Source organism: Wolbachia endosymbiont (group A) of Aleiodes leptofemur (assembly GCF_964028465.1).
GTDB lineage: Bacteria > Pseudomonadota > Alphaproteobacteria > Rickettsiales > Anaplasmataceae > Wolbachia > Wolbachia pipientis.
The window spans coordinates 832,035-845,058 of sequence record NZ_OZ034782.1; the positions used below are offsets into that span (position 1 = coordinate 832,035).

Sequence of the window (13,024 nt, forward strand, 5' to 3'; positions counted from 1 at the left end):
CTATGAAGCAAGTACTTTAATCCTTCTGATTATAAATATTAATTTGCTTAAATCAAGTTTAGAAGCAACCATCTCATCTAAAAAACTATTATAACGTTCTATGTAGTCCTTATCATTACAAGCCCAGGTTTGAACCTTATCTTCGGGGTTATCAGTAGCTTTTATGACTTTAACAGTTAGCTTGTGATGGTAATTGCTTAAATCGTCCAATAAATCATTAACTAAGCTGCGATCCCAATAAGAAGAGCGGCTTTTCATCTTGATGGCAATTGTTCTAATCAGATCGAATCTTAACAGCGACTTTAACTCAAAGTATATTTTACCAGCATCAAGAATGGACAAAGATGTCTGTTCAGCAACAGATATAATATCCAGTGCATAAGTAAGAACGCACAGGTCAGCAATTTTTTTTGCTAGATCTTTATCTATATTAAGTTCCACTAAAGAAGTGTATCCATGATTATAGACCTTTAACAGGTGTTCATCTAAAACATCATGGCCTAAAGTTTCAATTGCATCTTTAAATTTTGTAACATCATCCAATTCTACAAAGCTAAGATTTTTTACTAACCAAAACGATACTCTGCCAATAAATTTCTGCACGTTCCTCACTATTTGTAAGTATGAGTTAACATCAATTTTTCCATCCAATTCATCAATTTTCTGCCACAGGCTGTTTAAATCATACAGGTGGTTAACAACAATATATATGTTAACCGCTTCTTGTATCTTAATTCCAGTGTTCTCAGCCAAATTATTGATGAATATACAGCCCATTCTATTCACTACATCATTTGCAATGCAAGTAGAGATAATTTCTCTACGAAGTTGGTGTTTTAATATGAAATCCTTAAACTTTGTTACCATCTTTTTAGGAAAATAACCTAGCAAGTAGTCATGAGATATAAGATCTTTTTCAGACAGATCGGAATGTATAATTTCATTTTTTATTGCTGTTCTAGCATAAGACATTAGAACAGAGAGCTGAGGAGAACTGAAACCTTCTGCACCAGTTAACATCCTTGCTATCTCTTCTTCAGTTGGAAGAAATTCTACGCTTCGGTTTAACAGCCCAGATTTTTCTAAACTGAGCAGTAACCTGTGGTGCTGCTCCAATCTCTCTTTAGCTTGCAAACACTCAAGAAGTAATGCTTTTGTTTCAATTTTGTTGTGGTTCTCAAGCACTTTGGATGCAACTTCATCCACCATACTTGCCAGTATTTCATTCCTTTTTTCTAAAGAAATACCCCCTGCTTTCATAGCTGAAACAAATGCAATCTTAATGTTAACTTCAAGGTCTGAACATATCACTCCGGCTGAATTATCAACAAAATCTGCATTGATATATCCACCTCTTTCAGCATATTCTATTCTTCCAAGCTGTGTACAACCAAGATTTCCACCCTCTATAAACATAGAAGCTCTAATATCCTTACCATTTACTCTCAGCTCATCGTTTGCTTTGTCACCGACCATGCTATGATTTTCACTCTTTGCCTTAACAAACGTGCCAATTCCTCCATTCCATATGAAGTCCACTTTTGCTTTCAACAGATATCTAATCAAATCACTTGGAGGTAGCATATCTTCTGTTATATCAAAGCATTTTTTCATTTCTTGAGAAAGATTTACTTGCTTGCTGCTACGCTCAAATACCCCGCCACCCTGAGAGATCAAATCTTTGTTATAATCCATCCAGGTTGAAAATGGTAACTTAAAGAGACGTTTACGTTCTGTGAAACTCTTTTCTGCATCAGGATTTGGGTCAACAAAAATATGCATATGGTTAAATGCGCCGATTAAATGTATATTTTTTGAAAGCAGCATACCGTTTCCAAATAGATCGCCAGCCATATCTCCAATTCCAACAACAGTTGCATCCTGGTAAATATCCTTATTCATTTTCCAAAAATGCCTTTGTGCTGCAATCCATGCACCTCTTGCTGTAATACCCATTTTCTTATGGTCGTAACCTACTGATCCACCAGATGCAAATGCATCGCCAAGCCAAAAGTTATATTCAGAGGCTATCTGGTTGGCATAATCAGAAAATGAAGCAGTTCCTTTATCAGCAGCAACCACGAGATATGGATCATCTTCATCATACCTAATCACATTCTCTGGTGGAATTATTTTACCATCAACCACGTTATCAGTAATATCAAGCATTCCTCTGATAAAACTCTTATAGCACTCAACACTTTTCTCTCTTAAAATATTCTTATCTTTATAAGCTTGCTTTATTACAAACCCACCCTTTGCACCAACAGGGACAATAACCGCATTTTTTGTCATCTGAGCTTTCATGAGCCCCAAAACTTCAGTGCGAAAATCTTCCGTCCTATCCGACCACCTTAAGCCACCACGGGCTAATTTCCCTCCTCTTAGATGTATTCCCTCAAAAAGGTTTGAATAAATATACAATTCACGATACGGACGAGGATCAGGTAAACCATTTATTTTACTTGAGTCAAATTTTGTAGATAAATATGGTTTATCGTCTTGATAATAACTGGTCCTTAAAATAGCCATTATCAAGTTAAATATCGAGCGCAAAACGTAATCATGTGAAACATTGCTGATCTCTTTTAGAAGTTCCTCAATTTTTTCTCTGACAATGTCCGTAGTTTCTGCTCTATCAATGTCTATGTTAGGATCAAATCTTGCATGAAATAGTTGTATCAAATACTTTACTATTTTTGGATGCTCTGAGACTACCTTTTGGATATATTCTGGATTGTAGTTAAATGACGTCTGCTTTAGGTAAGCACTTAACGCTCTAACCAGAAGCACTTCTTTCCACTTGAGCCCAGCAATAATGATCAAACTATTGAAATAGTCATTTTTAATTTCCTTGCTAAACACTTTCGCAAGTGTTATTTCAAATTGCTCTTTTAGAGTAATGTTGTCTATTAATTCATCGACTCTTGACAACACAAAATGGTGTATCCATATTCCGCCGTTAATTTCTATGTAATAGCCATTATGAGATAGAATCTTAGCTCCCAAATTCTTAGTAATTCTTAATATCTTCGATAATTCAAGACCTCCATTGCTCGAAGTGTAAACCTTTAATTGATAATTAAGATTGTCACGAGTAAGTCTTAAATCGACCTCGCTAACTCTTTTTTTCCTCACTATCTCCAATTTTTTCATATCGTAATATGCGTCATGAGGTTCGAAACTCTCTTGATAGCTTATTGGAAATGCCTTGCAATAACGGATGAATATATCCTCAACAGTGCTAAAAGTATTATATAAATTGTCTATAAAACGATCTTCCCATTTTTCCGTAATGTTCCTTAATTTGTTTTCGATACGCAAAACTTCATCATCAGGAACACTAGCGTTTTTAGCCTTTAGCACCACGTGCAATTTCATTAAGTCATATTCGTTTATAATGTGGTGGTTATAAATATCTGAACTTTCTGCATTTATCTCATCCTTCAATATATTGCTTATCTTGAGCATTAGCCTGGAGCTAGCATAACGCATCGGTATCAGCACTATACAACTAGTAAACGCTCCCTTACTTCTTAAGCATAACTTGACTCTTGGTCTTATTGCAAGGGACATAATAGAAGTACAAATTTGAAATAATTCTTCCTCATTAGACTGGAACAATTCATCACATGAGAATACTTGTAAAATATAAATTAGAGCTTTGTTATTGTGGCCCCCGGTTACAAACCCTGCATTTTTTTCTATAACTTTAACTTTATCTCTTATTATTGGAATAGTTCTAATATCTTGGACCTCCGCTACAGAAGTAAATAGCCCGAAAAAACGCCGTTCCTTTACCACATTACCCTGGTCATTAAATTCTTTTACTCCTATACAATTCATGTATGTACGCCGATGGACTATTGAGATTAGATCTGATCTCAATATGTATAGGGAATCAAGGTTTGCAGAAGGAATCAACGTACTTTGACCTACTCTCATCAGGCCAAGGTCCTTTTTGCTGTCACAGACGAGTTTTTCATCTTTACCAGCAATATATTCTTGATAACCTAGAAATACGAAGTTATTATTCTTTAACCAAACTAGAAAATCTTTTTGCTCTTGATTTCGGTCTGGTGTCATTCCAGTGCGTGACACTGGAATCCACGTGTCCTTTTCCTGGATCCCAGCTGGGATGACAGAAAGACTTGCCTCATCAAGTTTCTTGAGCATTAAGTGCCAATCTTTCACAACGCAATTAACCGCTTTCAGCGTTTTCTGTAGAGATTCTTTTAATGTATCAACAAAGCTGTCACTTATACCTTTGATAATTACATATATGACTGACTCTTTGACTCCATTGCTTTCTTCCAAAGAGTAAATCTCGTCTATTAGGCCATCTTTTCTTTTAATGTTAATTATGCTGTTGCTGTAATAGCATATGGTTAAATCGTGCGACTTAATAGTTGCAATAACGGAGTCAACCAAAAATGGCATATCATCGTTTGTTATCTTAATCGTGGTAAAATCGCCTTCTATTCCTGGTATATCATCTATATTGCTTACTACTAACTTACTTTCATCTTTCTCTTTTTGAGAAACAAAATTGTAAGCATCGTTTACAATATATAGCAAAAACTTATCATTGGCTTTTAGGTCGCTTTTATAAACAAAACTATAAAAATACTTAATAAACTTTTTAATTTTTTCTTTATCTTGCTGATTTTCTTGATCAGCTAACTTAAATAAAGACTCAGTGTCAACATTATGATCTATACACATTTTTTTTAACAAAAATACACAGTGAACTTAAACCTTTTTAACTAAGATTTCATTATCAAGAGCGTACACTATTAGCTCATCATTTTCTACTACTTCCCCTGATAAAACTAATTTAGCTAAATTATTTTGAATACACTCTTGTATAACCCTTTTTAAGGGCCTTGCTCCATATTCAGGGTCATAGCCAGTTTGTGCTATTAGTTCTTTAGCTTCCTGCAACAAACTTATACTCAGTTTACGCTTAGCAAGTGTTTTTTGTAAATAAGAAAATTGAACATCTATAATTTTATAGATGTCATCTCTGGTTAAACTGTGGAATATAATAATTTCATCCAGCCTGTTTGAAAATTCTGGACGAAATGCTGATTTAACTATTTGCATCACTTCATTTCTTACAGAATCAACATTCCCTTTTAGCATTATCTCAGCGCCAAGGTTAGAAGTTAAAATCAGTATGGTGTTGCGAAAATCAATTAATTTACCATGACTATCAGTGAGTCTACCCTCATCCAAGATTTGCAGCAATAGATTAAATATATCTGGATTTGCTTTCTCGATTTCATCAAACAGAATAACCTGATATGGCCTTCTTCTTACCGCTTCAGTTAATCTGCCACCTTGTTCATAGCCAACATACCCTGGAGGCGCGCCAATTAGCTTTGAAACAGAATGTTTTTCCATATATTCTGACATATCAAAACGCAGAAGCGCTGATTGATCGTCAAACAGAAATTCAGCTAAGGCTTTCGCAAGTTCGGTTTTACCAACCCCGGTTGGGCCTAAGAATAAGAATGAACCAAAAGGTCGATTAGTATCTTGCACCCCAGAGCGGGAGCTCCTAACTGCATTACTTATCGCTTCTATTGCATCTTTCTGCCCTATTACTCTTCTTCCTATTTCATTCTCCATGTTAAGAAGTTTTTCCTTTTCACTGTGCATCATGTTATCAACTGGAATTCCTGTCCACTTTGAAACAATGTTTGCAATATCATCTCCAGTCACTTCTTTCTTTAAGAAACTATCAGTAACCTTTTCCTGATTTTTTAATTCATTCTCAAGCTGAGGGATCACACCATACATCAGCTCTCCTGCTTTTCCTAAATTTCCACTCCGCTGAGCCAATTCCAGCTCTTTTCTAGCGTTATCTAATTTTTCGGCTGTTTCTTGTATTCTAGCTATTTTATTCTTTTCCATCTGCCATTTTGTATGGTCCCAGAGTGTGATGGTGTGGATTTAGTATAAATAATTCTGGAGACTGTGTCCACTGATAACATATAAATTCATAAGGAGTAAGACCCTTAAGAGTTTTGAGTCTCTTTGCATAATTATAGCATTTCTCATAATAGTCCGAATAGGTCATAGGAAGGCAGAATCAACAGCACGACGAAAGGATTCGAATAGAGGAATGTTTTTCCTGGCTCTGTTTTTTATAGCAAACCAATGATGCTCAATTTTGTTAAAATCTGGAGAATAAGGCGGCAGATACAAAATTTCTGCACCGACTCCTTTAGCGAGCTTGATAAGCTTATCAGACTTATGAAAAGTAGCATTATCAAGAATGACAGTTTGTCCAGGTTCTAAGATCGGTGCCAAAAATTGCTCAAACCATCCATTAAAAATATCCATATTACAGTGGCCTTCAAATGTTAATGGAGCAACTATCTTTCTTCTACTTAAGGCTGCAACCATGCTGATTCGTTGAGTTTTTTTTCCAGATTTTAGGGCATAAAATCGCTGTCCTTTCTGGCAATACCCATATGGATAGTCCTCCGTGTTATCAATCCCAGACTCATCTATATACACTAAGTTTTCTGGTTCTTTTGTTGCTATAATTTTTAAGAATTCAGCACGTTTTTCTTCGTTCCTTTCCTTGTATCCATATGTCTTTTTTTGCGCGTAAATCCAATTTTTCTGAGAGCTCGGTGGATCGTTTCGATACTAACGTTGCCCCAAAGTTTAGCCATTTCCGACAGAGTTTTTCTACCGTGTTTTTTAGCAAATTCGATAAACTTATTCCAGTCGATAATTTTCTGATTGTAACCTCCATTACCGAGTTTTTTGACTGAAAGTCGCCTGTTTCTTTTTTTCTTTGCTTCCACTCCCACAAAGTAGTTCGTCCAATTTTAAATCTTGCTGCCACTGCTTCTCTGCTTTCCCCTTCGTCTAGTGCTTCCATTGCTTTTTTTCTTAAATCATAACTATATGCTGCCGGCATCCAACCTCCTTATCGCCATCTATCCTTAATCTTATCATATCCGGACTTCTGTGGAAAGAGCTATACTATGATTTTTCGCATTAGAGCTGTTATAGCTACCATCTTCTTTTTACCTCTACCAATAAGATCAGAATAAAAAGCACCAAGTGCAGATTTAGATCTTGCAGCAGCCATAGCAGCTGTGAAAAGCTTTGCACGAACATTGCTTCTACCACCTGTTATCCTTCGGTAACCAATAGTTTTACCGCTTTCTTTTGGATGTGGAGCAACTCCAGCAAGACTTGCAACTTCTTTTTTGTTTAGGTGGCCAAGTTCTGGCATTAGACACACAAAAACTTGTGATAACTTGAGACCTATTCCTGGCACTGTTCTCAAGATTTTTTGACGCTTTTGTAACTCTGGATTTTTATCAATAATTCTTTGTATGGCATCGTTGAACTCATTTATCTGACTGGTAAAAAAGTCTATTGTTTTTTGGCAACTTTCCTTTATATAGTCGTTTTCAGGTGCTGCAAGCCTACATTTCTCTTGAGTTCTCATTTGCGTAATGTCATCACGACGTTGACAGAGTGCAACTAAGGCGGTTTGTTCTTTTGACATAGGCACAAATAGAGATAGAGCACTATAGCGTTCAAAACCATATTGAGCAAGGGCTCTTGCATCTGATTGATCTGTCTTTGCTAAAGTTCCATGTGATATGATAAAACTTTTTACTTTACGAGTATTAGCTCGATGTACAGCAACATTCTTATCAACAAGAAAATGTGCTAAGCCAAGCTCATATTTTCCAGTGTTTTCTAAAGTTACTAGAGAATTAGGTAGGATATCTGAAAATTTTTGAAACAACTGTTGCCAACCAGTAGCATCATTGTCAAACTTGATAGCGCTCCTTTGGTTATAAGCTGCAGCAACATTTTTAAATTTTCCGATATCAATGCCAATGAAATTTTGATAAGATGTAATCATAATAAATAACCTCGATAGTTTAATTAATTTAAGATTGTAAACGGGTGCATACATATGTCCCATGCAACTATTCAAACGTATCGAGAGATGGGGCTAGTTTACCTTGATGGCTACGGTTGTAATACCAACTTTCATTCGGTCGCACACGCCCGTGATAGCCCTATTCCTATAGTGAGTAGGGTTATCTTTCCCTCTTATCTCTTTTATATCACATTTTTAACTTACAACTTTTATGCTCACCAACTTAGTGCCCAATCCAAATTCCTGGATTCCAGTGTCAAGCACTGGAATGACACCATCTACTACTCAAATTATCTGCAAATTGCAATGTTCGTACACCAAAAGAATGAATCGCGGTATGACGGTTCGCGGCGGCATGACGTAGGAAAACCTGCACTATAAGCTAATCATCATCTCCAAATATAGAGCTAATTTTTTTGCCCCCAGGAGAAAATTTATTAGTCCAACTGCTTTGCACTTTGGTTACATCTTTAAAGACAGTTTTATTGCTGTATTCCTTGATTTCTTTATCTACTCTCTCCATTATTTGTGGATCCAGGTAGCTCTTTTTCCATTGGTCAGTAGCAAGGAACACTTTGTTTAAGTCTTGAGTGCGGATTAAGTATTCTTTATCTTTAGGGTAAACCTCCTGCGCCCAAGCAAATAGCTCAAAATAGCGTGCAAATAATTCAGATGCGCGTGATTTTGCAGTTTGATAAGCCTGTATCTCCTTAAATATAACTTGGCCGATAATTTTCTGCACAAGAATATTTGCTTGCTTTAGGTTCTGCTCAATATCCTGGTAAACTTTATGGAGAAATTCCTGTTCCAAACTTAAGTTCAGTTCATTTTCAACCATGTGTGAAAGTTCATGCACTATAATGTATGGGTTTGACTTCCTCAGTACAATAACATATCTATTTACACTGGAAGACCTGATTGTCTTACACACTCCCTCTTCCATATCCACTAATCCCTCTTGGTATATTTCAAATGAGAGCCTGTTTTGCTTTATTAGTGATAAAGTGAGGTTTAATGTGTTTCTAAACTTCTCAAATTGATAGAGATATTCGACATACCGTATTGCATTTTCACTGCTTCCTACTTGAGTTGCTTGTTTTATTAAATTCCTGATTAGCATACCTTATTATTAAAGGAATTCTTTTTATACTCAAGAATTGATTGGCTACAAAGTGTTTTTAGGAAGCCTGATTGCATAGCTAAAGTAATTCATGTTACTGATAACCGTCATACCGCTGCTTGTCAGCGGGATCTATGGTGAGATACCGCGAATGAATCCATAGCTGTACGAACATTCATTTTTGAAGGTAAATTGCACAGCAAATGGTGTCATTCCAGTGCTCTTTTTTTGTCATCCCAGTCTGGGATCTATTTTGCATGTAACTCCAATTGTGTTTTGGCATAAAACGCGACACGTATTAGACTTATTTGCAAGCAAAGCTTGCTAGATCCAAGTAGTCAGGACACTGGAATGACACCATAGGGGCACTGCCGTCATAAAGGAACCAGTGTCAGCTACTTGGATGACAGCTAGCCTAATAACCGTCATCCCGCTGCTTGTTAGCGGGATCTAGAGATACCGCGGGGTTGTAAAGTAATTTTTTACATCTAATGCTCGGCCAGTGCCTGCATGATACCACGTATTATCTATACCAAGGTGTTCTGCTTGTAGATATTATACCAACAATCCACTATTTTTTTTATGTCTTGTGGTTTAGTTTCTGGACCTATACTGATTCTAATTGAACACTCTGCTTGCTCTTTTGTTGCCCCCATTGCAAGCAAAACATGGGAAGGCTCAACTTTTCCAGAAGAACATGCGGAGCCATTACTAACTGCAATATGATTCAAGTCAAAATGCATAAGCTGCACATCACTCTTTACTCCTGGCATATAAATAAAACTTGTGTTTGGCAGCCTCTTAGAGTTTTTACCGAAGATTCTTATGTCACTGGCAAGATTTAATAATTCACACTCTAATTGATCACGTAGCTCCTTTACTTCATCCATTTTTGATAGAAGGTCTGGAATATTTTGCAGTGCAGCAGAAAGGCCTGCAATCGCAACAATATTTTCCGTACCACCACGAAATCCCTTCTCTTGTCCACCACCTATTATAATAGGTTCTATCGCAAGTTCTTTATTGAATATTAAAACTCCACTGCCTGCTACACCGCCAAATTTATGGGCGGATAAAGTGAGTAAATCCACTCCTAAATCTTCCATATTAACTTTAATTTTCCCAACACTTTGAGCAGTGTCAGTGTGGCAAATTGCTCCAAACTTGTGTACTATTTTAGCCATTTCCTCAATAGGTTGAATAACTCCGGTTTCGTTATTTGCCATCATAACTGAAACTATTGCTTTGTTTCCTTTAAGTTCGCTTAGAATTTTTTCTAGCTCTAAAAAGTCAACAATGCCCTCCTGATTAACAGGTATTATATATGGATTACATGCAGAATTAAGAATTGAAGGATGCTCTATAGCTGAAATTATATGCAGGTAGCCTTTCATTCCTCTCATAACAAGGTTATTCGCTTCAGTTGCACCAGACGTAAAAACTATTTCTTTATCACTTGAAACGCTAATAGCACCACGTACGTTATCTCTTGCATCCTGAAGAATCTTCCTCGCTTCTTGTCCTCTCTTATGTAGTGATGATGGATTGAGCGTTTGTTTTGACAAGACCTCAAATATACTTTTTTTTACATTTTCACTAATTGGAGCAGTTGCATTGTAATCAGCATATACGCAACCACTATTTTCTAAAGAGAATGGACTCATCTGTCACTTAAATAAGTTTACCATCAACTATAGCCATAACTATGTACGTTAGCTTTAACACGATAAAAAATTTATTGCAAAAACAGCGAAATTAATACATAATTAATAACTCACGTCATTAATACCTGTCAAGCGGGTTCTTATTAGGGGTTACCATGGTTGAAGTTTTTTTGAATAATGCAACAAGAAAGATAGAAGGTGAATACCACCAAAGCAAAGATGCCAACGCGCCGGTTGTGCTGGTTTTACATCATCATCCTCAATATGGTGGTAATATGGATAGTAAAATTGTACATAGTACATATACGTCTTTTATCGATAACAATTTTTCTGCATTGAAAATTAACTTTCGTGGTGTGGGAAAATCTACCGGAACTTTTGATAAGGGTATAGGAGAATTAACTGACGCTGCGGTAGCCATTGATTGGCTTCAGGAACATAATCCTAGCAATGTTCCAATTTGGATCGCTGGTTTTTCTTTTGGAGCATGGGTGGCTATGCAGCTAACAATGCGCCGCCCTGAGATAGTGGGTTTTATTGCTCTTTCTCTTCCGGTAACTAAGTACGATTTTTCTTTTCTTTCTCCCTGTCCAGTTTCTGGGCTTATAATACAAAGCAGTAATGATACAATCTCAGAAGAAAGCGATGTAACAGAATTAGCAAAAAGGTTGATAAATTCAGTAAGAAGTGATCACATGAAATACTATATAATAGATGATACTAATCACTTTCTAAAGGATAAAGAAGAGGAAGTGACTCAAATCGTGGACAATTATATAAAACTGCGCTTGAATAGTGCAACTATTTCTTCTCAAAAGGTCAAAAAAGAGGTAAGGGTAAAAGAATATGCCTAATCTTTACAAACAAGAGAAATGAGTGTAGTAATATAAATGAAAAGGTTTTGTTATGTTTAAAAAGCTATTATTTTTTGTTTTAGCTGTGTTTATGTTATCGGGGTGTTCCCTAAGTAAACAGCGTAAGTTAAAAAGTCCGTGTATAAAAGGCAATGAAAGCATTTCATGCGAGTTGTACTCTGTTAATGATCATTGGTTAGATAAGTATAGGGCATAGAAATTGTGCTATTTTTCCTATTCACAACTTCACTAATGATCGATCTCTCAATTGGAAAATGCAGTCTGCCTTTTCTGCAAGGAGATGATTGTGTGTTACTATAAGCATAGAGCTGTTATTTTCCTTTACGTATGAATGTAGCAGCAAAAACACCTTAAAAGAATTTGTTGGATCTAAATTTCCTGTTGGCTCATCTGCAAGTAAAAGCTTTGGAGAATTTACAATGCTTCTTGCAATTGCAACTCTCTGCCTTTCCCCACCCGAAACTTCAGATAACATGCTACTTGCTTTGTTTTCCAGACCAAATTTTTCCAACATTGCTTGCGAATTTTTTTTTGCTTCAGCTTTGCTTTTTCCTGCAATGAGTTGAGGAAGCATAATATTTTCCAACACCGATAACTCTTGTAACAAATAGTGAAATTGATAAACAAAACTAAGAAAATTTCTTCTTACATGAGTTTTATGCTTATTACTGGCTTGTGTGCAATTTATTCCATCTATCGTAACTATACCTGAAGTTGGCTTGTCCAACAAGCCTGCGATTTGCAATATAGTTGTTTTCCCTGCACCTGAATCGCCAATCAGCGCTACTACTTGCCCTCTTGTGACACTTAAGTTGATATCCTTTACAACAGCAGAATTGTTCTTGAAGCTTTTATCTACGGAAGTTAGTTCTAGTGCTACATTACCACCCATGTTTAAAAGATCCAGAAGGCATCTAAGTTTTAGTAATAATTAAACCGAAAAACTGTTACCACAACCACATTGAGACTTAGCAAAGGCATTCTTTATTTGAAAACCAGAACCACTGAGATCCTCAGTATAATCTATAACTGAGTTATTTAAAAATTTTGCTGAACAATTATCAACCATTAATACAGGGTTTCCATTTTCATCATTAATTACTATATCTTTACCTTTTTCGCTAAAACTGGAGTGGCTTCTATAGTCCTCACTTTCTTCATAGTCATCATCTTCGTCTTCGTCATCAAACTCATCATCGTAATCATCGTCTTCATCATCCAAAGATAGATTTTTATTCATTTGATCCATAAGAAAATTGTATTTGAAGCCAGAACATCCACCACCTGAAACTGCAACCCGTAAAATGGAACTCTTATCCCCTTCCTGCTCTGCAAGAGAGTGGATTTTTTTTAGTGCATTATCAGTTAAGTTGATGTTGTAATTTGTTGACATAGTAACCACCGTTTATTATTGATAACTTATTATAGTAGAAATTTT

General features: G+C 36.1%; 8 protein-coding genes and 2 pseudogenes. 1 reads left to right on the plus strand and 9 read right to left on the minus strand.

The features are described from left to right. The 7 genes and pseudogenes from ABWU67_RS04500 to ABWU67_RS04530 form a co-directional block, all read right to left on the minus strand. Entirely contained in the window at nt 1–4,725 is a 4,725-nt protein-coding gene (locus ABWU67_RS04500) for an NAD-glutamate dehydrogenase (RefSeq protein WP_353281779.1), read from the minus strand. A 27-nt stretch (nt 4,726–4,752) separates the two neighbouring features. Further along, nucleotides 4,753–5,934 (minus strand): annotated as a pseudogene (locus tag ABWU67_RS04505) (AAA family ATPase); the annotation flags it as partial. Further along, nucleotides 5,906–6,085 carry a hypothetical protein gene (locus tag ABWU67_RS04510; RefSeq protein WP_353282242.1) on the minus strand — a complete coding sequence of 60 codons (180 nt, stop codon included), beginning with the start codon at nt 6,083–6,085 and terminating at the stop codon, nt 5,906–5,908. The pseudogene ABWU67_RS04505 and the gene ABWU67_RS04510, both read right to left, overlap by 29 nt. Beyond that, nucleotides 6,082–6,940, minus strand: a pseudogene (locus ABWU67_RS04515) (IS630 family transposase). Before ABWU67_RS04515 ends, ABWU67_RS04510 begins: the two are co-directional and overlap by 4 nt. 60 nt (nt 6,941–7,000) lie before the next feature. Further along, on the minus strand, nt 7,001–7,906 hold the full coding sequence (locus ABWU67_RS04520) for an IS110 family transposase (protein ID WP_353281687.1): 906 nt from the start codon (nt 7,904–7,906) through the stop codon (nt 7,001–7,003). A 403-nt stretch (nt 7,907–8,309) separates the two neighbouring features. Continuing rightward, nucleotides 8,310–9,047 (minus strand): hypothetical protein, encoded by a 738-nt coding sequence (locus ABWU67_RS04525; protein ID WP_209473121.1) that lies wholly within the window; start codon nt 9,045–9,047, stop codon nt 8,310–8,312. Between the two features lie 527 nt (nt 9,048–9,574). Next, complete coding sequence (locus tag ABWU67_RS04530; RefSeq protein WP_264373998.1) at nt 9,575–10,711, minus strand: cysteine desulfurase family protein; 1,137 nt, start codon at nt 10,709–10,711, stop codon at nt 9,575–9,577. A 155-nt stretch (nt 10,712–10,866) separates the two neighbouring features. Between ABWU67_RS04530 and ABWU67_RS04535 the strand changes: the two genes are divergently transcribed. Further along, on the plus strand, nt 10,867–11,565 hold the full coding sequence (locus ABWU67_RS04535; protein WP_209473125.1) for an alpha/beta hydrolase: 699 nt from the start codon (nt 10,867–10,869) through the stop codon (nt 11,563–11,565). Nucleotides 11,566–11,803: 238 nt separating this feature from the next. Here the strand turns inward: ABWU67_RS04535 and ABWU67_RS04545 are convergent, their stop codons facing one another. Both ABWU67_RS04545 and ABWU67_RS04550 read right to left on the minus strand, forming a co-directional pair. Next, entirely contained in the window at nt 11,804–12,478 is a 675-nt protein-coding gene (locus ABWU67_RS04545; RefSeq protein ID WP_341821783.1) for an ABC transporter ATP-binding protein, read from the minus strand. 39 nt (nt 12,479–12,517) lie between these two features. Then, nucleotides 12,518–12,979, minus strand: coding sequence for a HesB/IscA family protein (locus tag ABWU67_RS04550; RefSeq protein ID WP_010081891.1), 462 nt, complete (start codon nt 12,977–12,979; stop codon nt 12,518–12,520). Nucleotides 12,980–13,024 lie beyond the last annotated feature (45 nt).